Origin of the sequence: Nitrospirillum bahiense, assembly GCF_007828025.1 — a bacterium.
GTDB lineage: Bacteria > Pseudomonadota > Alphaproteobacteria > Azospirillales > Azospirillaceae > Nitrospirillum > Nitrospirillum amazonense.
The window spans coordinates 244,623-265,846 of sequence record NZ_VITO01000005.1 but is presented as its reverse complement, the minus strand read 5'-3'; the positions used below and the strand labels follow the sequence as shown (position 1 = coordinate 265,846).

The 21,224-nt window shown below is 66.9% G+C and carries 19 protein-coding genes; 12 read left to right on the top strand and 7 right to left on the bottom strand.

All coding sequences use genetic code 11. The features are described 5' to 3' along the window. The first annotated feature begins 7 nt into the window (after positions 1–7). Positions 8–1,312, top strand: coding sequence for an MFS transporter (locus FBZ88_RS09550; protein ID WP_145616589.1), 1,305 nt, complete (start codon positions 8–10; stop codon positions 1,310–1,312). Between the two features lie 92 nt (positions 1,313–1,404). Here FBZ88_RS09550 and FBZ88_RS09545 read toward each other — a convergent pair whose 3' ends face one another. Then, on the bottom strand, positions 1,405–1,710 hold the full coding sequence (locus tag FBZ88_RS09545; RefSeq protein WP_145612383.1) for a hypothetical protein: 306 nt from the start codon (positions 1,708–1,710) through the stop codon (positions 1,405–1,407). Positions 1,711–2,137: 427 nt separating this feature from the next. Between FBZ88_RS09545 and FBZ88_RS09540 the strand changes: the two genes are divergently transcribed. Next, a complete protein-coding gene (locus FBZ88_RS09540; protein ID WP_145616588.1) occupies positions 2,138–3,232 on the top strand; it encodes a YyaL domain-containing protein in 1,095 nt (364 codons plus the stop codon). 202 nt (positions 3,233–3,434) lie between these two features. Continuing rightward, positions 3,435–5,027, top strand: coding sequence for a methyl-accepting chemotaxis protein (locus tag FBZ88_RS09535; RefSeq protein WP_425465781.1), 1,593 nt, complete (start codon positions 3,435–3,437; stop codon positions 5,025–5,027). A gap of 12 nt (positions 5,028–5,039) precedes the next feature. On the opposite strand, the gene FBZ88_RS09530 is transcribed toward FBZ88_RS09535, so the two are convergent. Further along, complete coding sequence (locus tag FBZ88_RS09530; RefSeq protein ID WP_145612381.1) at positions 5,040–5,270, bottom strand: hypothetical protein; 231 nt, start codon at positions 5,268–5,270, stop codon at positions 5,040–5,042. Positions 5,271–5,679: 409 nt separating this feature from the next. On the opposite strand from FBZ88_RS09530, the gene rfbB reads away from it, so the two are divergent. The 3 genes from rfbB to rfbA are packed head-to-tail and all read left to right on the top strand — an operon-like array spanning position 5,680 to position 8,598. Next, positions 5,680–6,750 (top strand): dTDP-glucose 4,6-dehydratase, encoded by a 1,071-nt coding sequence (rfbB, locus tag FBZ88_RS09525; RefSeq protein WP_145616586.1) that lies wholly within the window; start codon positions 5,680–5,682, stop codon positions 6,748–6,750. Positions 6,751–6,761: 11 nt separating this feature from the next. Continuing rightward, positions 6,762–7,661: a dTDP-4-dehydrorhamnose reductase gene (gene rfbD, locus FBZ88_RS09520; RefSeq protein WP_145616585.1), complete on the top strand. Its 900-nt coding sequence runs from the start codon at positions 6,762–6,764 to the stop codon at positions 7,659–7,661. 52 nt (positions 7,662–7,713) lie between these two features. After that, positions 7,714–8,598 carry a glucose-1-phosphate thymidylyltransferase RfbA gene (rfbA, locus tag FBZ88_RS09515; protein ID WP_145612378.1) on the top strand — a complete coding sequence of 295 codons (885 nt, stop codon included), beginning with the start codon at positions 7,714–7,716 and terminating at the stop codon, positions 8,596–8,598. A gap of 154 nt (positions 8,599–8,752) precedes the next feature. On the opposite strand, the gene FBZ88_RS09510 is transcribed toward rfbA, so the two are convergent. Next, positions 8,753–9,541: a helix-turn-helix transcriptional regulator gene (locus tag FBZ88_RS09510; protein WP_145616584.1), complete on the bottom strand. Its 789-nt coding sequence runs from the start codon at positions 9,539–9,541 to the stop codon at positions 8,753–8,755. A gap of 196 nt (positions 9,542–9,737) precedes the next feature. Here FBZ88_RS09510 and FBZ88_RS09505 point away from each other — a divergent pair, with 196 nt between their 5' ends. Both FBZ88_RS09505 and FBZ88_RS30775 read left to right on the top strand, forming a co-directional pair. Beyond that, complete coding sequence (locus FBZ88_RS09505) at positions 9,738–10,085, top strand: ribbon-helix-helix domain-containing protein (RefSeq protein WP_186454861.1); 348 nt, start codon at positions 9,738–9,740, stop codon at positions 10,083–10,085. A gap of 140 nt (positions 10,086–10,225) precedes the next feature. Next, positions 10,226–11,722 (top strand): methyl-accepting chemotaxis protein, encoded by a 1,497-nt coding sequence (locus FBZ88_RS30775; RefSeq protein ID WP_246138587.1) that lies wholly within the window; start codon positions 10,226–10,228, stop codon positions 11,720–11,722. A gap of 72 nt (positions 11,723–11,794) precedes the next feature. On the opposite strand, the gene FBZ88_RS09495 is transcribed toward FBZ88_RS30775, so the two are convergent. From FBZ88_RS09495 to dctP, 3 genes are read right to left on the bottom strand one after another with little or no spacing between them, the layout of a single operon-like run. Continuing rightward, positions 11,795–13,141, bottom strand: coding sequence for a TRAP transporter large permease (locus FBZ88_RS09495; RefSeq protein ID WP_145616582.1), 1,347 nt, complete (start codon positions 13,139–13,141; stop codon positions 11,795–11,797). Beyond that, on the bottom strand, positions 13,128–13,709 hold the full coding sequence (locus tag FBZ88_RS09490) for a TRAP transporter small permease (RefSeq protein WP_145616581.1): 582 nt from the start codon (positions 13,707–13,709) through the stop codon (positions 13,128–13,130). Before FBZ88_RS09490 ends, FBZ88_RS09495 begins: the two co-directional genes overlap by 14 nt. Continuing rightward, positions 13,706–14,782: a TRAP transporter substrate-binding protein DctP gene (dctP, locus tag FBZ88_RS09485; RefSeq protein WP_145616580.1), complete on the bottom strand. Its 1,077-nt coding sequence runs from the start codon at positions 14,780–14,782 to the stop codon at positions 13,706–13,708. The genes FBZ88_RS09490 and dctP overlap by 4 nt, the downstream gene beginning before the upstream one ends. 388 nt (positions 14,783–15,170) lie before the next feature. Between dctP and FBZ88_RS09480 the strand changes: the two genes are divergently transcribed. The 3 genes from FBZ88_RS09480 to FBZ88_RS09470 all read left to right on the top strand — a co-directional run bounded on the left by FBZ88_RS09480 (position 15,171) and on the right by FBZ88_RS09470 (position 19,044). Beyond that, on the top strand, positions 15,171–15,890 hold the full coding sequence (locus FBZ88_RS09480; RefSeq protein ID WP_145616579.1) for a GntR family transcriptional regulator: 720 nt from the start codon (positions 15,171–15,173) through the stop codon (positions 15,888–15,890). A gap of 71 nt (positions 15,891–15,961) precedes the next feature. After that, the gene (locus FBZ88_RS09475) at positions 15,962–17,455 is read left to right on the top strand and encodes a malonyl-CoA decarboxylase (RefSeq protein ID WP_145616578.1); all 1,494 of its coding nucleotides are present in this window, start codon (positions 15,962–15,964) and stop codon (positions 17,453–17,455) included. A gap of 47 nt (positions 17,456–17,502) precedes the next feature. Beyond that, positions 17,503–19,044, top strand: coding sequence for a malonate--CoA ligase (locus tag FBZ88_RS09470; protein WP_145616577.1), 1,542 nt, complete (start codon positions 17,503–17,505; stop codon positions 19,042–19,044). Positions 19,045–19,181: 137 nt separating this feature from the next. Here FBZ88_RS09470 and FBZ88_RS09465 read toward each other — a convergent pair whose 3' ends face one another. Beyond that, positions 19,182–19,349, bottom strand: a complete 168-nt coding sequence (locus FBZ88_RS09465; RefSeq protein ID WP_081486311.1) for a YdcH family protein — start codon at positions 19,347–19,349, stop codon at positions 19,182–19,184. Positions 19,350–19,759: 410 nt separating this feature from the next. Here FBZ88_RS09465 and FBZ88_RS09460 point away from each other — a divergent pair, with 410 nt between their 5' ends. After that, complete coding sequence (locus tag FBZ88_RS09460) at positions 19,760–21,088, top strand: MFS transporter (RefSeq protein ID WP_186464300.1); 1,329 nt, start codon at positions 19,760–19,762, stop codon at positions 21,086–21,088. Positions 21,089–21,224: the final 136 nt, after the last annotated feature.

Below are 21,224 nucleotides of genomic sequence, written 5' to 3'. Positions count from 1 at the left end.
AGACGTGATGAGCAGCGCCCCTTCCAACGCCGCCCCCGACCCCGCGCCCCATGACGGGCCGGCCCGCAAGCGCTGGGGCGGGGCGTTGCGCCACCCGGCCTTCCTGCGCTATTGGCTGGCGCGCATCCTGTCCATGGGGGCCCTGCAGGTGCAGGCGGTGGCCGCCGGCTGGGCCATCTACGACCGCACCGGCAGCACCATGAACCTGGGCCTGATCGGCCTGGCGCAGTTCCTGCCCTCCGTAGGCCTGGTACTGGTCACCGGCCATGCCGCCGACCGGCTGGACCGCCGCCTGATCATCACCGTCTGCGTGGGCGTGGAGGCCGCAGCCATGGCCCTGACCGGGGTGGTGCTGGCATCGCCCGACCTGCCGGTGTGGCTGGTCTATGCCGCCGTCATGCTGTTCGGCGCCGCCCGCGCGTTCGAGGCGCCGGCGTCCTCCGCCCTGCTGCCCAACCTGGTGCCCAAGGCCGACTTCCCCAACGCGGTGGCCATCAGCTCATCCGCCATGCAGGTGGCGGGCGTGCTGGGGCCGGCGCTGGGCGGCGTGCTCTACGCCGGCCTGCACGACTGGGTTTTCGGCGTGGGCGCCGGCTTCCTTGCGCTGGCCGGCCTGATCGTGATCGGGATATCCGCGCCCTCGCGCGCCGTGACCCGTGCCCCGGTCAGCTGGGACGGGATCCTGGGCGGCATCCGCTATATCCGCCAGCAGCCCATCGTGCTGGGCGCCATCTCGCTGGACCTGTTCGCGGTGCTGCTGGGCGGCGCCACCGCCCTGCTGCCGGCCCTGGCGCGCGACCAGTTCTCCGCCGATGCCGGTCTTCTGGGCCTTACCGGGCCCATGCTGCTGGGCGTCATGCGCGGCGCGCCGGGAGCGGGCGCCATCCTGGTGGGCCTGACCTTGGCCGCCTGGCCGCTGAAGCGCCGGGTGGGGCCCATCATGCTGGCCTGCGTGGGCGTGTTCGGCCTGGCCACCATCGTCTTCGGCCTGACCCATTCCCCCGCCATCGCCTTGCTCAGCCTGCTGGTCATGGGGGCGGTCGACATGGTCAGCGTCTTCGTGCGCCAGACCCTGGTGCAGCTGGGAACGCCCGATGAGATGCGCGGCCGGGTCAGTGCCGTCAGTGGCCTGTTCATCGGCGCGTCCAACCAGCTGGGCGAATTCGAGTCCGGCCTGACGGCGTCCTGGCTGGGAACGGAATTGGCGGTGGTGGTGGGCGGCATCGGCACGGTGGCCGTGGTGGCGCTGTGGTGCCTGCTGTTCCCGGCCCTGCGGCGGGCGGACAAGCTGGACTGGTCCGCCGCCACCTGACGGAGGGCTTATCAAAAAAGCCAATAAAAAAGGAAGGTCGGGCGGCGGGCCCTTCCTTCCTTTTTAAAATCGAGCGCTCAGCGCGCGTGCAATCAGCCCTTGGCCTTGAAAGCGCGCAGCTGCTTGTTGAACTCGTTGGCGATGCTCTGCATCTGGTCGACGGCGGCGTTGTACTTGGCGGAACCGGCGGCCTTGTCGTTCTCCAGGCACTTCAGGAAGTCCTGCATGTCCGCCATGTAGCCCTTCACCGAGGCGCTGGCGCTGGTCATCTGCTCGGTGGTGGCGCCGGCGCCATCGGGGATGGACGGCGGGTTGGCGTGCGTGCTGCACTCGGCCAGCGCGGGGCCGGCGACAAAAAGGGAAACGGTGGCCAAAATGCCCAGGAACTTCGTGTTCATCGCTGATCTCTCTTCTCTGCTGCCCCGGTGGTCCGCCATTCTTTGCCGCGCAGCACAAGGGGGTGTTGGACCCAAAGCCTTATGCTGCACCTGCGACGGCGGCCAATTGTTTACGGGCGGTTTATTAGCAAAACCTTACCAAGATGAAAACAAGTCCCGCATGCATCGTTGGGCTGCGTTGCACGCGGGGTGGTGGAACCGTTGAGGTGTATATTTGGGCCGGCTACTGCCCCGCCACCATCATTCCGACAAATTATGAGAATACATTTGTCGTTTGTTTTGGGAAATTACCATGCATTTTAGCAAAGTTGCCTTGGCGATGATCTATTTTTGCCTGGCAAGCCCCTTGGGGCCGGCAGCGGCGCAGACCTGTGTTGCATTGCAGCATGCGGTACGGGGCGCTGCACCCGGATCGGGCCCCCGTTTCGTGGCCAGCTACCCCGGCGACACCCATCCGGCCCTGGCGCACAGCGCGTTCACCTATGACAACGCCCTGACCATCATCGCCTTGGTGGCATGCGGCCATGTCGAGGATGCCCGCCTTGTCGGCGACGCCTTGGCGCGGGCGGCCACGACGGACCGGACCTTCAAGGACGGGCGGGTGCGTAACGCCTACCGCGCCGGTGCCGCCGCCAGCCCGCCCCTGCCGCCGGGCTGGTGGGATGACAAGGCCGGCCAGTGGGCGGAGGACGGCTATCAGGACGGCAGCGCCACGGGAAACGTGATTTGGGCGGCGTTGGCCCTGCTGACATTGCACGAGGCGACGGGCGAGGCGGCCTATCGTGACCGCGCCGCCGGCCTGATGCTCTGGGTGGCGGACTTGATGGCGGACCCGGCCCAGCCGGGCGGTTTCATCGGCGGGCTGGACGGTTTCGATCCCGCCCAACAGCGCCTGAATTACAAGGCGACGGAACACAACATCGATGCCGTGGCGGCCTTCACCTGGCTGGCGCGCTTGACGGGTGACGCCGCCTGGACCCGCCACGCCGCCTTGGCGCGCGGCTTCGTGGCGGCGGCCTGGGACGGGACGGAGGGGCGTTTCCGCATCGGTACCAAGCCGGATGGCCGCAACTGGGCGCCCGGGGCGGCGCTGGACATTCAGTTGTGGGCGCATCTCGGCATCGGGGACGCGCCGGCCGATTGGCGCCGGTCGCTGGCCTGGGTCGAGACGCACCATGCCACCGCCGGCGGCTTCGACTTTAACGACGACCGCGACGGCGTCTGGATCGAAGGCACGGCGCAGGCGGCCCTCACCTATAAGATGCTGGGGCAGGCTGAGAAGGCGGCGGCGGCTCTGGCCACCGTCCAGGCGGCCAGGGAACCGGGCGGCCTGCTCTACGCCACCGCCGCCGGCACGGTCAGCACCGGCCTGGCGGTGGGCCCAAGCTCAACCACGGACGACTTCCGCTATTACCACCAGCCCCATCTGGGGGCCACGGCCTGGGCCGCCCTGGCGGAGACGGGCTGGAACCCGTTCACCGGCCAGCGTGTGGAGGTGAGGGGAAAAGCCGCGCGCCCATAAGTCTATGGTTAGCATATTCATAGTTTGTTAAGCCCGTTGACGGGAGGATTGAATATCCTGTCGCGCCGGTGGAGCCGGGGGAAAGCAGGTCACAAGTCATCATTGCCGTGTTTCATGGGAGAAGACGATGAAGCTGGGCACGAAGATTCTGTTACCGGTCATCATTCTTGCCGTTGTTGCTTTCCTGGTCTTCTTGTCGGGTGTGGTAGGATTGTCCAGGGTCAATCAGGGTGCCAACGCCGTGGTCCAGTCCAACACCCGGATTCTGACCGCCGCCGAGCTTCGGGCCACCAGTCGGGCCCTGCAACGCGACGCCTTGAACCTCATCGCCGAGGAAGCGGCCGGCCGCGGCGAAATCCTGCAGCGCTTCAACAGCCGTTTGAAAGAAATGGCGGACCTGAACGATAGGCTGGAGCCCCTGCTGGTGGCGGCCAAGGCGCCGGAGGCAGGCCGCCTGGGGCCCCTGGAACGCGACGTTATGACGGCGCTGGAACTGGTACGCGCCCAGGTCGCGGCGGGCAAGGCGGGGGAGGCGCAGGCCACCTTCCGGACCCAGGTGCGAACGGCGGAGAGGGCGGCGTCCGCGCTGACCGACCCCTTGATCGAGCGCGGGATCGCCCGCATCGCCGAGGAGGTGACCGACCTGTCGGCCACGCAGTCGACGACCCTTGGAATCATGGTCGCAACGGCGTTGCTGGGGATCGTGGTGGGTGTCGCGCTGTCGCTGTTGATCGCCCGGCGTGCCGTGACAGAGCCCATCATCCGGGTCACGCACGCAATGGCTCGTCTGGCTAGCAAGGACTTCGCCTTCGACCTCGCCGGGGCCAACCGCGCGGATGAGGTTGGGGATATGGTGCGGGCCATCACCGTCTGCCGGGATGAAATGCGGCGGGCCGACGAATTGGAAGCGCAGCAGGCGCGCGACCGCGCGGAGCGGGAGGCCAAGCAGGCCCAACGGCTGGCCCTGGTGGAGTCCTTCGTCGCGCGGATGAATGGCATGTCGGGGGATTTGAACGAAGAAGCCGGCCACCTCCGCACCAGTTCCCAGCACCTGTCACAGGCGGCGCAGGAGACCAGTGTGCGCACCGACCAGGCCTCCACGGCCACCAACCGGACGGCGGCCAACGTGCAGACGGTGGCGGCCGCGACCGAGGAATTGTCCGCCTCCATCCGGGAAATCAGCGCTCGCGCGGCGGAGACGGCCGGCACCTCCAGCACCGGTGCCGACGAGGCGCGCCGCGCCGCCAGCCAAGTGTCTACCCTGCAGGAGGCGACGGGCCAGATTGGCCATGTCGTGGACTTGATCAACGGCATTGCCGGGCAAACCAACCTGCTGGCCCTAAATGCCACCATTGAGGCGGCGCGGGCGGGAGAGGCCGGCAAAGGCTTCGCCGTCGTGGCGCACGAGGTCAAGGCGCTGGCGATGCAGACGGCCAAAGCCACGGACGAGATCCGCACCCAGGTGGCTGCCGTTCAGGGGGCGACCGGGGCTGCGGTGACCTCCATTGGGCACATCGTGGAGATGATCACCGCCATCAGCGCCATGGTTGGATCCATTGCGTCCGCGGTGGAGGAACAGGCCTCCGCCACGGCGGAAATCACCCGCAACGTTCAGGAGGCGGCCAACGGCACCGATGCCATCACCGCCGACGTCGTCGGCCTTGCGCGCACCGCCCGCGACACTGGGCGGGCAGCGGATACCGTGCGCGACGTGGCCGGCGGAATCGCCGCCCGCTCCAGCGATCTGAAAAGCCACGTGGGTCAGTTCGCCGACGCGTTGCGCCAGTCCGCCTGACAGCGCATTGGCCTAGCGGCGCACCAGGGCCGCACCCATCAACACGACGCCCAGGATCAGGGCGGCGGGACCGACGAAGGGGGGGACGACGTGGGTGTTCTCTTCCTTCGCGGTGACCTTCAGGTCGCCGATCTTGGCCAGTTCCTTGGTGTCCTTGGTGGTAAACATGGGTACGGCCAGGGCCAGCACACCCAGAACCACGATAACGGCGCCGGTGATCAATAGTCCGCTCTTGCCAGCCATTTCTCTCTCCGTTCTCAGGTCCGCTTGATCATATGGTGCCCTGTATTGACGGGCGTTTTTTCGTCTTCAACAGTATCGTATTCGGCGCATTCGTCACGGTTGCTTTGGTCGTACGTCAATATCCCGGCCGCGGTCCTCCGTGATTTATGACGCAGACCTATAGCGTAGGCTCGCGAGCAGTTGTTTATTCGCGTTGCCCTAGGTTGATGGCGACAGGGTGTACCACCAGCGGCCGGGCAACCCTACTTTTGGCGGGACATTGCGGATGCTCTGTCGGCTCGCCGTGTCGGAACGATAAGGACGTACATCACCGGGTTTGCTTTTGGCCGGGGCGGAGTTGTATTTTCGGGCGCATTGTCAGACCTGCCGCCCGGGATGGCAGGACGAGGGTCTTCAAGGAGTTTGGCGCGTGAAGATAATGGTGACGGGTGCGGCCGGTTTTATTGGGTCCGCGGTGTGCCGCCTGTTGGCGTCCGAAGGGCAGGACGACCTGGTGTGCGTGGACAAGCTGACCTACGCGGCCAGCCTGGAAGCCATCGGTGAGGTTCTGGCCGGCGGCCGTGCCGTCCTGGAAAAGGCCGATGTCGCCGATGTCGAGGCCATGCGCGACATCTTCAAGCGCCACCAACCGGACGCCGTGATGCACCTGGCGGCGGAAAGCCATGTCGACCGCTCGATCGAGGGGTCGGGCATCTTCATCCGCACCAACATCAACGGCACCCACGTGATGCTGGAAACGGCGCGTGAGTACTGGCAGGCCCTGCCGGAGGAGCGCAAGGCCGCCTTCCGCTTCCACCACATCTCCACCGACGAGGTCTATGGCTCGCTGGGTGAGGAGGGGCTGTTCCGTGAGGACACCGCCTATTCGCCCAACTCGCCCTATTCCGCCAGCAAGGCGGCGTCGGACCATCTGGTCAACGCCTGGTACCACACCTACGGCCTGCCGACGCTGCTCAGCAACTGCTCCAACAACTACGGCCCGTTCCACTTTCCGGAAAAGCTCATCCCGCTGATGATCCTGAACGGGATGGAGGGCAAGAAGCTGCCGGTCTATGGCAGGGGCGACAACGTCCGCGACTGGCTGTTCGTGGAAGACCATGCCCGTGCCCTGGTGCTGATCGTGCGCAAGGGCGTGCCGGGTGAGCGCTACAACGTCGGCGGCAACGCCGAGCAGCGCAACCTGTACGTGGTGGAAACCATCTGCGACCTGCTGGACGAGCGCCTGCCCAGCAGCACCAAGCGCCGCGATCTGATCACCTTCGTGACTGATCGTCCGGGACACGACCAGCGCTATGCCATTGATGCCTCCAAGATTAGGCGCGAGCTGGGGTGGGAGCCGTCGGTGACATTCGAGGAAGGCATCCGCCGCACGGTCGATTGGTACCTGGCGAATCGCTGGTGGTGGGAGCCCATCCGTGAGGCCAAGTATTCCGGCCAGCGCCTGGGCGTGACCGCCCCCACCGCCGCCGCCGTCGGCTGAGGGGGCCGCTTATGACGGGGGAGAGCGTGGGGAGCGTTCGGGTATTGCTGCTGGGCGGGGCCGGGCAGGTGGGCTTGGCCTTCCAGCGGGTGGCGCCGGCCAACTGGCAAGTCTCGGCCCCGGGCCGCGAGGCGTTGGACATCGCCAACGCCGATGCCGTCCTGGGGGCAGTGTCGGCCGCCGATCTGGTGGTGAACTGCGCCGCCTACACGGCCGTGGACAAGGCCGAGGGCGAGCCCGACGCGGCCTATGCCGCCAACCGTGACGGCCCGGCGGCGCTGGCTCACGCCTGTGCCGTGCGCAATACGCCCCTTCTGCATCTGTCGACTGATTATGTCTTCGACGGCACCAAGGTAGGCCCGTACGTGGAAACCGACCCCGTCGGCCCCGTCAGCGTCTACGGCGCCTCGAAAGAGGCAGGCGAGCAGGCGGTGCGCGCGGCGCTGCCGGCGCACGTCATCCTGCGCACGGCCTGGGTTTATGGCCCCGACCGCGCCAATTTCCTGAGGACCATGTTGCGCCTGGGCGCGGAGCGGGAAGAACTGCGCGTGGTGGCGGATCAGCACGGCTGTCCTACGGCGGCGGCGGATATCGCCGACGCCCTGGTGGCGGTGGGCAACCGCATCCTGGACGGGCAGCGCGACGGCTTCGGCACCTATCACCTGTGCGGCACCGGCGCCACAACGTGGCACGGCTTCGCGGCGGAGATATTCGCCCAAGCCCAGGCGCGGGGCGCCAAGGTGCCGCGCCTGGTGGCGATCGGCACGGCGGACTATCCCACCCCGGCCAAGCGACCGGCCAATTCGGTGTTGGACTGCGCGCTGTTGGAGCAAGTCTTCGGCTGGCGGGCGCCGGCCTGGCCCGACAGCTTGGCCCGCAGCCTGGATGTCCTGCTGCCGGCCCAATCCTGACGCAGCAATTTGAGATTTTCCTTTAACCTTATAAAATACAAGGCTTGTTCAAATGAAGGGCATTATCCTCGCGGGCGGTTCCGGCACCCGTTTGCATCCCCTGACCAAGAGTGTCAGCAAGCAGCTGCTGCCCATCTATGACAAGCCGATGGTCTATTACCCGCTGTCGGTCCTGATGCTGGCCGGCATCCGCGACATCCTGCTGATCAGCACGCCGCACCACCTGCCCCTGTTCCAGGACCTGCTGGGCGATGGCGCGCCGTGGGGCATCAACCTGTCCTACGCCGAGCAGGCGGCGCCCAACGGCCTGGCCGAGGCCTTCATCATCGGCCGGGACTTCATTGGCAACGACCCCTGCGCCCTGGTGCTAGGCGACAACATCTTCTACGGCCAGGGCTTGAGCGCCCAGGCCCAGAAGGCCGCCTCGGTGAAGGATGGCGCCACAGTCTTCGCCTATTGGGTTGAGGATCCGCACCGCTATGGCGTCGTGGAATTCGACGAGCAGGGCCGCGCCATCAGCATCGTGGAAAAGCCCAAGGAGCCCAGGTCCAACTGGGCGGTGACCGGCCTGTACTTCTATGACAACCGGGTGGTGGACGTTGCCCGCGAGATCAAGCCCTCGCCCCGTGGCGAGCTGGAAATCACTGACGTCAACAACGTCTATCTGCAGCAAGGCAACCTGCTGGTGGAGCGCCTGGGCCGCGGCACCGCCTGGCTGGACACCGGCACCCACGATTCATTGCTGGAGGCGGCGGAGTTCGTGCGCACCATCGAGCATCGCCAGGGACTGAAGATCGGCTGCCCCGAGGAAATCGCCCTCGAACTGGGCTTCGTGGATGAAGAGGCGGTACTGTCCCAGGCCCGGGCCTACAAGAACAGCCCCTACGGCCAGTACCTGCAGCGCCTGGTCAGCCGCCGCCGCGCGTCGCAGTATTAAGGCTCCCTCGATGAGCAGGGTGCCGGCTGACCCCCGGCGCCCCTTTTCTGCGTCCCTCTTCCAGGCTCGCGACCGCGAGCCCCGCAGCGAGCACCGTAGGGCGGAGCGAGGATAGCCGAGGCCGCGGATGCGGCCGCTGGCGCCTGAAGCACACTTAAGGATAAATCAGGCCCATCTGGATGGCCTTGGCCACGGCGTGGATCTTGGAGTAGCAGCCCAGCTTTTCCAGCGCATTCTGCAGGTGGAAGGTCACGGTGCGGCCGGAGACGCCGATGATCTCGCCCGTTTCCTCCACCGTCTTGCCCCGGCTGGCCCATACCAGGGCCTCCTGCTCACGCTGGGTCAGTGCCGGCGGCGGGGTAACGGGTGTCAGGCGCATGCTGACCACCCGTTCATGGAAATAAAGGGCACTGAGGCGCAGCCACGCCGGCGCCGAATCCGGGCTGATCAGCCCCTCCGGCTTTTGCGTCCAGAACAGGCTGACCACCGCCGAGGCCAGGCGGCCCTGCGGGTCCACCGTGTGGGTGGGAATGACGTAGCCCTGGGTGTAGCCGTGATCGGCGGCCGAGGTCATGACGGCGATGGCGCGCTGGGCATCCTGCTTGGCCCGGCCGCGCGCCGGCAGATCCAGCTTGGAGGGCGCCTGCAGGCTGGCATGGAACTCCGGCACGTCGGCCCAGGTCAGGGGGGCGGCCTGCCGTTTCGCCATCACCATCAGCGGGTCATGGCTCATATACCCTTCGGACAGGTAGGTGTGGAGAAAATCCTCCCGCACCGTCGTGCGCACGAAAAGGTCCGGTTCGCCCGGCGCCGGGCCTGGGCGGCTGTCGATGTAACTGACGGCGGCGTAGCCGAGGTCCCGCGCCAACTCGCTGAATGTATTGAATAAATCTTCGGGATTGTCAGGCTGGCCCAACCGGCTTAGGGCTTCGTCCAGGATCATGGGAAAGCGTCCGAGAGGCCCGGGGAGGGGCGCGCGATTGACGGGTTGGGGCACCTCTTTCGCGTCAAAAGCGCCTAACCCTGTATGAGTCTACAGTTATGTAACTACATTTCCCCCGCTTTGATAAGGACCGCCATCACACCCCCGGATAATGCGCTCCGGTAGCGCGTCCGGATCCTTGTCTCGGAGCACGGATATGACCGTACTGACCAGCCATCGCCTTCCGTTTCCGGTTCTGGCCGCCGTGCATCAGGCCACGGCGCCGCGGTCCCTGGTGCCGCGTAGCGTCCGCGTGGGCACCCGCCGCACCTCCATGCGGCTGGAGCCACAGTTCTGGACCGGCCTGGACCTGCTGGCCCGCCAGGAAGGCTGCCAGATCGCCGAGTTGCTGGACGTGATCGACCGCTCGCGTGATGACGAGACCAGCCTGTCCAGCGCCGTACGCGTGGTCGTGGTCAGCTATTTCCAGTGGCTGGCGTCGGTGGAGACCTTGGCGACCCCCGTGCAGGCGCCGCAGCAGAACCTGAGCCAGGCGTTCTTTTGATCGCCGCTTCCCGCGCCATTCTCGGGACCCAAATGGGGCTCCCACTGGGGCCCGGCTTCATTGCACATTAGTGATCCAAGTCAAGGCGAGGCGTACCGGGAACGGTTATCTGGGAAAACCTTTTCCGGGAGATTGGCCCCATGCCTGCCGCATCGCTTGCCTCTGCTGCAAATCTGTCGCCCTTGGACCGTGTCCGCCGCACCACCACGCTGTTGGTGCTGACGCTGCTGGTGGCGCAGATCTTCGTTCTTCTGGCTGCCCAACTGGTGGTTCTGGGCGGGTTCGACTGGCGCCAGCCGGCGGCGACGCTGCTGGTCGTGCTGGCGGCGGCGGGCGCCTGGGCGACCCTGCCGCCCCCGGCCAGCCGCCTGGTGCTGGCCGCCTGCCTGCCCCTGGCCGGCGCCCTGTCCATTTGGGCCTTCGCCGGCAACCCGTGGCAGACGGGCATGCAGGTCTATGTCTACATCCTGGTCGCCGTGTCCGCCGGCTTTTGCGACGGGCGCACGCTGGCGGCGTCCGCGGCGGCCGTGGCGATGTTCTTCATCGTCGGCGGGCTGGCGGTTCCGGAGTCGGCGGGCGTCCGCGGTGGGGAATACCTGCGCATCCTGATGTACGTCTGGCTGGTGGTGTTCGAAGGCGCCCTGCTGGCCTGGCTGGCCCAGACCATGGCCCGGTCCTTCCAGCGGTCGGACGAGGCCCTGGCCGACGCCCGCCAGGCGCATGAGGAACTGGCCCAGGCGACATCCGCGCGCGAGGCCATGGCCGCCCAGGCGCGGGACGAACGCAATCGCCTGATGCTGGCCCTGGCGCGGCGCCTGGAAAGCGACGTCGGCGGCCTGGCGGGCGAGGTGGCGGGGGCGGCCACCGACGCCCGCGGCTGTGCCGACGATCTGCGCGCCCTGGTGCGGCGCGGGTCGGACAACGCCGGCGCCATCGCCGCTTCGGGCGGGGACGCGCTGGACAGCGCGTCGCAGGTGGCGGACGCGGCCTCGCAACTGTCCGAGGCCATCGCCGAGATCAGCAGCCAGGTCGCCCGCTCCTCCGGCGTGACGCGCGAGGCGGCGGAGCGGGCGCGCTCCGCCCAGGCCATCATCAACGGCTTGTCGGAAGCGGCCTCCAGCATCGGCAGCGTGCTGGCCACCATCAGCGAGATCGCGGAACGCACCAACCTGCTGGCGCTGAACGCCACCATCGAGGCGGCGCGCGCCGGCGTGGCGGGCAAGGGCTTCGCCGTCGTGGCGTCGGAGGTGAAGAACCTGGCCGGCCAGACGGGCCTGGCGACGTCGGAGGTGGCCCAGAAGGTGGCCGCCATCCGCGACAGCACGCAAGAGGCGGCCGACGCTATCGAATCCATCGCCACCGTCATCTTCGACGTGGACGCCGCCACCTCCGCCATCGCGGCGGCGGTGGAGGAACAGGATGCCGCCACGAAGGAGATCGCCCGCAGCGCCGCGGAGGCGGTGCAGAGCGCCGGTGCCGCCGCCCGGGGGTGTGAGGAGACGTTGTCGGCGTGGACCGACACCAACGGCTCCGCCGACGGCATCGCCGACCTGTCCAAGCTGCTGTCCGGCCGCGTGGAGAAGTTGCAGACCGTGGTCGATGGCGTGGTCGCCGAGATTCGTACCGACGCGGCCTGACGCGAGGGCCAAATCCGAAAAAAAGAAAGGGGCGGCCCCCGGCGGGACCGCCCCTTCCTCTTGGCGGCTGGTTCACCCGGCGTAAACGGCGCCGGGCAGCCAGGTGGCGAGGCCCGGCACCAGGCACAGCGCCAGGATGGACGCCAGCATCAGGCCCACGAAGGGCAGCACCCCCATCACCACGTCGCGCAGGGGGATGTCCGGCGCAATGTTCTTGATGACGAAGATGTTCAGGCCCACCGGCGGGTGGATCAGGCCCATCTCCATGACGATGGACATGATGATGCCGAACCAGATCAGGTCGAAGCCGGCGGCCTTCAGTGGCGGCAGGATGACGGGTGCGGTCATCAGGATGATGCTGACGGGCGGCAGGAAAAAGCCCAGCACCACCACCAGAGCCAGGATGGCGGCCAGCAGCACCCATTTCGACAGGTGCATGCCCACGATCCACTCCGCCGCGCCCTGGCTGATGTGCAGGTAGCTCATCACGTAGGAATACAGCAGCGACATGCCGATGATCATCATCAGCATGGTGGACTCCCGCAGGGTGGACATCAGGATGGGACCCATCTGCCCCGGTCGCCAGATACGGTAGATGCCGGCCACCATGACCAACGCGAGGACAGCACCCAAGCCCGCCGTTTCCGACGGGGTGGCGATGCCGCCGTACAGCGCGAACATGACGCCGATCAGCAGGATGACGAAGGGCAGCACGCGGGGAATAGCGGCGAAGCGCTCGCGCGCCGTGAAGGTGTCGGTGCGCAGAAGCTCCGACCATGTCCCGCCCTGGGCGTAAGCCGCCGTGGCCGCCGCCTTCTCCTGGCGATAGCGCGCCACGGCGTAGATCGCGAACAGCACGACCATCAGCACGCCCGGCCCGATGCCGGCCAGGAACAGGCGGCCCAGCGACTGTTCCGCCGCGACGGCATAGAGGATCAGGGTGATCGAGGGCGGCAGCAGGATGCCCAGGGTGCCGCCGGCGGCGATGATGCCGGCGGCGAAGCCGGGGGAATAGCCGCGGCGGCGCATCTCGGGAATGCCGGCGCTGCCGATGGCGGAACAGGTGGCGGGGCTGCTGCCGGCCATGGCGGCGAACAGGGCGCAGGCGAAGACGTTGGCCACGCCCAAGCCGCCCGGCACCCGGCCCATCCATACATGCAGCGCGGAATAGAGGTCGGACCCGGCGCGTGACCGGCCGATGGCTGCACCCTTCAGGATGAACAGGGGGATGGTCAGCATGGTGATGCTGGCCATCTCCTCGTACACATTCTGGGTGACGGTATCCAGCGAGGCCGCCGGCATGAAGAAGTACATGAAGACCACGGCGACGGCGCCCAGCGCGAAGGCGATGGGCAGGCCGGCGAACAGGGCCACCAGGGTGGCGCCGCCGTAGAGCAGGCCGATCTCAACCGTGCCCATGGGCGCGTCCTTCCATAGGGGCATCCACCGCCTGGGGTGCTAGCAGTTGCAGGGCGATCTGCAGGGTCAGCAGGGTCATGCCCGCCGACATGGCGAGGTAGGGGATCCACAAGGGCGGCGCCCAGGATGAGAAGGTGGCGTAGCCCTCCACCCAGGCCTCATGGCACAGCACCCAGGACTTCCAGGAGAAAAAGCCGCAGAACAGGAAGGAGATGAGGTCCGCCACCCAGCGGCGCACGCGCTCCACGCCTGTGGGCAGCAGCCCGCCCACCGCCTCGATGGCGACATGACCCCGGCGGGATTGGACGTAGGCCGCGGACAGGAAGGTGGCGCCAACCAGCAGGAAAATGGCGGTCTCATCCTGCCAGTCGGACGATTGGTGCAGGAAGTACCGGGCCAAGGCCTCTTCGGTCATGACGATGCCAGCGGCCACCACCGCCACCGCCGCCACCGTGGCGATGACGCGGTTGGTCCAGGCCAAGGCCATGCCCGCCCAGCGGATGGGAGCCGCCGTTCCCCGGGGCAGACGCGCAGCCCCTGGCCCCTTATCGAGCTCGGCAGCCCTCATGCCACATCCTCGGCCAGCTTCAGCAGGGCCGCGGCCTCGGCGGAACGATCGGCGAAATCCTTCCAGGCGGTGTCGCGGGCGATGGCGCGCCATTCGTCCATCACCTTGTCGTCCATGTCGACGACCTTCACGCCCGCCTTGGCATAGATTTCGGCCACGCGCTGGTCGTCCTTCCTGGCCTCTTCCATGCCGAAGGGCTCCAGCGACTCACCCACCGTCAGCAAGGCCTTCTGCTGGGCGGCGGGCAGGCCGTCGAACACGGTCTTGGACATCATCAAGGGTTCGAGCATGTACCAGAAGCTTTTCTGCCGGGCGGCGGTCAGGCTCTTGCTCTGCTCTTCCAGCTTGAAGGAGATCAGGCTGGTGGAACTGGTCACGGCGGCGTCCAGGTTGCCGGTCTGCATGCCGGCATAAATCTCGTTGGATGGAATGGAGGAGACGGCGGCGCCGGCCGCCTTGAACATCATGTCCATCTCGCGCGACCCGCCCCGGATCTTGATGCCCTTCACGTCGGCGGGATGCAGCACCGGGGTGCCGCGCGCGGCGACGCCGCCCGCCTGCCACACCCAGGTCAGGATCTTCACGCCCTTGGCCTCCAGCGCCTTGGTCAGCGCCTCACCGATGGGCTTCTTCTTCCAGGCCAGGCCCTGCTCATAGCTGGTCACCAGGCAGGGCATCAGGCCCAGGTTCATCTCCGGTATCTCACCACCGCCGTAGGGCATGGGATAGAGGGTGAAGTCCAAGGCGCCCTTCCGCAGGGCCTGCAGCTGCGCCACCGTCTTCATGAGGGAGGAGGCGGGGTAGACCTCGAACTTCAACGCACCCTTGGTCTCCGCCTCCACCTGCGCCGCGAACTTGCGGCACAGCCGGTCGCGGAAGTCGCCCTCGGTCAGCGTGCCGCCGGGGAACTGGTGGGAGATTTTGAGGGTGGTCTGGGCCTGGGCCCGGGTGGGGAGCAGGCCGCCGGCGCTCAGCACCGTGCCACCCAGGGTCAGGGCGATGGGGCTGGCCGCCATGCCCCCCAGCAGGGCGCGGCGCGACAAGGCGGTGTTGGGCGTCTGATCGGTCGACATGGGGGCGTGTTCCTCACCGTGGGCAGGCGCCGGTCTTCTTCTGGTCCGGCGTTGGGGTTGGGCCTGAAGCGTCGGTTCTGACAAGGAAATAGAGAAAGGCGGGGCTGGATGTGGCGGCCCGCTCAAGCACTTGGGCGCCAACTCCGGCGCGCTGATCCTCCCGGCTTCCGCAATTGCTCAGTAAATGCTGCAATCGCGAAATATGTCTTTATTTGCAGATGCTTGGGTGATCGAAGCATGTCAGAGCGGCTCGGGGCCGTCAATCGCTGAAACGCAAGATCGTCTATCTTGCATGCATGAAGACGACTGGTGTATGCGTAAAACCAGGCAGTGAAGTGTGGGCCCGGCGGCCGCCAATAACGCCTGCCCCACCCGGATGAGGTGACCCATGGCCCTTCCCGAAACCCGTTCCGAGCAACTGGCCCGTGCGCTGGAAGACGACATCTGCGCCGGCCGCGCCCTGCCCGGCATGCGCCTGGACGAACAGGTGTTGGCCCAGCGTTTCGGCACCTCGCGCACCCCGGTGCGGGAGGCGTTGAAGATGCTGGCCGCCCAGGGCTTCGTGGAAATACGCCCGCGGCAAGGTGCTGTGGTGGTCGGCCTGGACGTGCGCCAGGTGCTTGAACTGTTCGAGATCATGGCCGTGCTGGAAGGCCTGTGCGCGCGCCTGGCGGCCCGTCGCATGACGCCGGCGGAACGGGCGGATCTGATGGCCGTCCATGGCGAATGTCAGCGCTTGGCGGCGGCCGGCGACCCCGACGTCTACTACGCCATGAACACCCGCTTTCATGAGGTGATCTACGCCGGCAGCCACAACCGCCAGCTGGAGGAAGAGACGCGGCGGGTGCGCAACCGGTTATCCCCTTACCGCCGCAACCAGTTGCACCAACTGGGGCGTGTCGCGAAGTCGGTACAGGAGCATGACGACGTGGTGCGCGCCCTGCTTGAGGGCGACCCCGATCGGGCGGAAAACCTGATGCGTCGCCACATCGGCATCCAGGGCGACGGCCTGTCCGACTTCGTGTCCAACATGTCGACACCCCAGGCCGTGTCCAGTCCTCCGCCGGCCTTGGCGGGTACGCTCGGCCGGCCTACCATTGTGCGGTGACGTTCGCCGCTATCCATGGTTCGCCACCCAGGTTCGCCCATTCAAGTTTGCAAGGCCATGAGGTCCAGCCCATGAGCAGCAGCACCTTCTTCCGGTCCATGTTGACGACCATCGCCGACCGCGGCCGCGCCCTGGTGCGCCGTCACGGTCCCATGGTGGAGGATTTGCTGGAGGATGCGGCCAAGCTGATGCCGCTGTCCGCCAAGGGGCAGCCCAAGCGCGACCTGCCCACCCTGTGCGACACCCTGCTATCCGGCCGGGGCGAGGCCTCCGGCGTGGCGCTGGCCGGGCAGATCCTGGACCAGTGGGCGCGGCTCGACACCGCAGGCCAGCGGGCCTTCCTGCTGGACCTGGCCTATCGTTTCGGTCCCGACCCGATCAAGCTGGACAAAGCCATTAACGCCTATCGCGCGGCGCCGGGCGCCGGGACGGCGCTGGCCCTGCACAACGCGGCCGAGGCGCGGCGGCAGGAACTGTTCCGCCGCCTGAACCTGGCCCCCGGCGGGACCGAGGCGGTGGTGCGCATGCGCGAGGCCCTGTTCCGGGTTATGGCCGACGCGCAGGGGGTGGAAAAGCAGGCGCTGGAGGCGGTGGACGCGGACTTCAGCCACCTGCTGGCCAGCTGGTTCAACCGCGGTTTCCTGGTGCTGCGCCACATCGACTGGACGACCCCGGCCAATATCCTGGAAAAGATCATCCAGTATGAGGCGGTGCACACCATCCGCGATTGGGACGATCTGCGCCGCCGCCTGGCGCCGGCCGACCGCCGCTGCTTCGCCTTCTTTCATCCCCAGCTGCCCGACGACCCGCTGATCTTCGTGGAGGTCGCGCTGGCGCCGGACATCCCGGCCAGCATCGACGCCCTGCTGGCGGAGGGCCGCGCGCCCATGGCAGAGGAAGACGCGACCACGGCCGTGTTCTATTCCATCTCCAACTGCCAGGAGGGGCTGCGCGGTGTTTCCTTCGGCAACTTCCTGATCAAGCAGGTGGTGGAGGATTTGCGGGCAGAGCTGCCCAACCTGCGCACCTTCGTCACCCTGTCGCCCGTGCCGGCTTTCGCCAAATGGCTGGCGCGGGAACGTGGGGACGAGGCGTCCGCCGTGCTGGCGGCGGCGGACAAGGCCATCCTGGCGGCGCTGGATCAGCCGGATTGGCAGCGCGATCCGGGCACCGCCGCCACCGTGTCGCCCGTGCTGCTGCAGGCGGCGGCGCATTATTTCCTGAAGGCCAAGTCCCGTGGCAACAAGCCGGTGGACCCGGTCGCCCGCTTCCACCTGGGCAATGGCGCCCGGCTGGAACGCCTGAACTTCCTGGGCGATTTGTCGCCCAAGGGCCTGACCCAATCGCATGGCCTGATGGTCAATTACCTCTATAAGTTGGACGACATCGAAACCAACCACGAGCGCTACGCCGACAAGGGCGAGGTGGTGGCCGCAGCGGCCGTCCGCCGTCACTTGAAGGCCGAGAGCGGCACGGACGAACCCAAACCGCCCAAGCCTGACAAGACCGGGGTGTCCAAACGCGCCCGCCCCGCCACCGATACCGCCCCGCCCCCCGTTGTTTGAGCCTCAATAATAACAACGCCCCAAGAAGACGCCGGAGTGTGACCGCCATGGCCAACCATCTTTTTTCCCTGATCCTAAGCCGCATGCCGGCACCGGAGACGCCGTTCATCATCATTCCGGAAACCAAGGGCCAGCCCGAGCGGACACTGACCTATGGCGAGATGACGGCGCTGTCGGCCCGCATGGCCAACCTGCTGGTGGCCCGGGGGGTGAAGCCGGGCGACCGTGTGGCGGTGCAGGTGGAGAAAAGCGCCGAAGCCATCATGCTCTATCTCGCCTGCGTGCGGGCGGGCGCCATCTACCTGCCGCTGAACACCGGCTACACCCTGGCGGAACTGGACTATTTCATCGGCGACGCCACCCCCCACCTGGTGGTGTGCGATCCCGCCAAGGCGGGCCCGATGACGGAACTGGCCCAGGCCAAGGGCGTGGCCGCCGTGGAAACGCTGGGAGGCCAGGGGGCGGCCGATGCCGGCACCCTGCTGGCGGCGGCGCTGGAGCAGTCCAGCACCTTTGCGGACATCGACCGTGGCGCCGACGACCTGGCCGCCATCCTCTACACCTCAGGCACCACCGGCCGGTCCAAGGGCGCCATGCTCAGCCATGACAACCTGGCCTCCAACGCCCTGACCCTGGTGGACTATTGGCGGTTCACGGGCCGCGACGTGCTGCTGCATGCCTTGCCCATCTTCCACACCCATGGCCTGTTCGTGGCCACCAACACCCTGCTGCTGGCCGGCGGCACCATGATCTTCCTCGCCAAGTTCGATGCCGACGAGGTCATGCGCCAGTTGCCGCGCGCCACCACCATGATGGGTGTGCCGACCTTCTACGTCCGCCTGCTGCAGCATCCCGGTCTGACCAAGGAGGCGACGGCCCACATGCGGCTGTTCATCTCCGGCTCCGCCCCGCTGCTGGCCGAAACCCATGACAGCTGGCGGGCCCGTACCGGCCTGGCGATCCTGGAACGGTACGGCATGACCGAGACCAATATGAACACCTCCAACCCCTATGACGGCGACCGGGTGGCTGGCACCGTGGGCTTTCCCCTGCCGGGCGTGGCGCTGCGCGTGGTGGATCCGGAGACGGGCGCTGCCGTTCCGCAGGGGGAGATCGGCATGATCGAGGTGCGCGGCCCCAACGTCTTCAAAGGCTATTGGCAGATGCCGGAGAAGACAGCGGCCGAATTCCGCCCCGACGGCTTCTTCATCACCGGCGACCTGGGCAAGATCGACGCCCGGGGCTATGTCCACATCGTCGGCCGGGGCAAGGACCTGGTCATCTCCGGCGGCTACAACGTCTACCCCAAGGAGATCGAGACGGAGATCGACGGCCTGCCCGGCGTGGTGGAAAGCGCCGTCATCGGCGTTCCGCATCCGGATTTCGGTGAAGGGGTGACGGCCGTGGTGGTGCGCCAGAAGGGCGCGGCTGTGGATGAGGCCGCCGTGCTGGCCGCTCTGGATGGCCGCCTGGCCAAGTTCAAGCAGCCCAAGCGCGTGCTGTTCGTGGACGACCTGCCGCGCAACACCATGGGCAAGGTGCAGAAGAACCTGCTGCGCCAGGAATACCAGGGGCTTTACAGGAAATAGCCCCTCGTCCGCCGCGCGTTGAAATCGGCATGAAAAAAGACCGGATGGGGAGGCCCACCCGGTCTTTGATTTTTTCAGGCCCCCGGCACCCGGTTCGGGTGGACGGCGGCCCCACATGGCCAGTGGCCCGCGGCGGATCAGTGCCGCGTGTGTTCGTCGATCTTCTCTTTCAGCCTGAGCTTTTCGAATTTCATGCGCTGCACGAGGGCGCTGTCATGATAGGGGCGTGCCAGTTCGCTGTGGATACGGTCTTCCAGACTGGCATGCTTCTGGCGCAGGCTTTCGACGAAATTGTCAGTGGCCATAGTTCCCTCCAGCTATCTGTTCAAGGGATAAAGGCGAGATCGCCTTGAGTGCCTTAGACGATGGTCCGGTTCTGGTAGTAGTTCCATCCCGTTGACCGCCAGCGCAACAAGACTGGCGCCAGCGTATATTTTCTTTTATTGACGCATCCGTCATCGGGCGACAATCGGTGCCTTGATGCGGTCATGCCGCGTTTCAAAAGCTTACGCCCCTCATAGGCCGAAGTCTTCAACAAAATAGGATAGTGCTAGACGAAGGGCAGGGGCGCGTTAAGCCTTTGTCCAGCCGCCTATGACAGCGTCGTGACAGCCATATGACACCCGGAAAGCTCTGGGTTTCAAGGCTTCTTGAAATATGGGTAATTGCCCGTATTATAAGGGCCGCCCTGTACCCCGATCGGATAAGCGCCGCCATGACCGATGTGACCGCCCCCAAGAATTCCTTTGGCTCCGCGCCACCTTTGGCCCGGCGCTTGGCCCGGCAGGTGGACGGGCGCATGCATTATGGGTGGGTGGCGGCGGCCCTCGCCTTCACCACCCTGCTGGTGGGGGCGGGGGTGCGGGCGGCCCCGGGCGTGTTGTTCGTGCCCCTGGAACAGGCGCTGGGCTGGGACCGCGCCACCATCGCGGCGGCGGTGTCGCTGAACATCTTCCTCTATGGCTTCATGGGCCCATTCGCGGCCGCCCTGATGCAGGCGGTCGGCGTCCGGCGCACGATCCTGACAGGCCTGGGCCTGCTGGCGGTGACGACCATCACCAGTACCCTGATGACCCAACCCTGGCAGATGATGCTGTCCTGGGGCCTGCTGGTGGGCCTGGGCACCGGCCTTACCTCCATGACCCTGGCGGCCACAGTGGTGAACCGCTGGTTCATCAAGCAGCGCGGCCTGGTCATGGGTCTGCTGACCGCCAGCTCGGCCACCGGCCAGCTGGTGTTCCTGCCGGGCATGGCCGCCCTGGCCACCCATTTCGGCTGGCAGGCGGTGGGCCTGACCGTGGGCGCCGCCGCCCTTGTGCTGGCGCCCCTGGTGGGCCTGCTGCTGCCCGACAGCCCCCGCGCCGTGGGCCTGGCGCCCCTGGGCGGAACGCCGGAGGATGAATTGCCGCAAGGCAGCGGCAACCCCATCGTCATCGCCTTCACCACGCTGGGCCGGGCGTCGAAATCGGTGGATTTCTGGCTGCTGTTCGGCAGTTTCTTCGTCTGCGGCCTGTCGACCAACGGCCTGATCGGCACCCACCTCATCTCCGCCTGTTTCGACCAGGGCATTCCCGAGGTGATGGCCGCCAGCCTGCTGGCGCTCATGGGCCTGTTCGACCTGGTGGGCACCACCGGATCCGGCTGGCTGTCCGACCGGGTGGATAGCCGCAAGCTGCTGTTCTGGTATTACGGCCTGCGCGGCCTGTCCCTATTCTACCTGCCCCTGTCGGGTTTCAGCTTGTATGGCCTGTCGGTCTTCGCGGCCTTCTATGGCCTGGACTGGATCGCCACGGTGCCACCCACGGTGCGCCTGGTCACCGACCGTTTCGGCCGGCGCGACGCGCCCGTGGTCTTCGGCTGGGTGGGGGCGGGCCATCAGATGGGCGCGGCCCTGGCGGCCTATGGCACCGGCATCATCCGCACCGAATGGGGCAGCTACTTCCCGGCGTTCCAGGTCGCGGGCCTAGCCTGCGTGCTGACCGCCATCATGGTGCTGTTCATCAACCGTCGCCGTAACACCGCGACGCTGGCCCCGGCCGAGTGAATGCGCTCAGCGGCCGAAAGTGACCTTTTCGCCATAGGACGCGACCGCGTCCGCCGGAAGTTTCCGGGGAGCGTAGCGGACTGGAAACTGAGGATAGCCAAGGGGCGGATGCCCCGCCGGCGCCTGAGGGAATGAC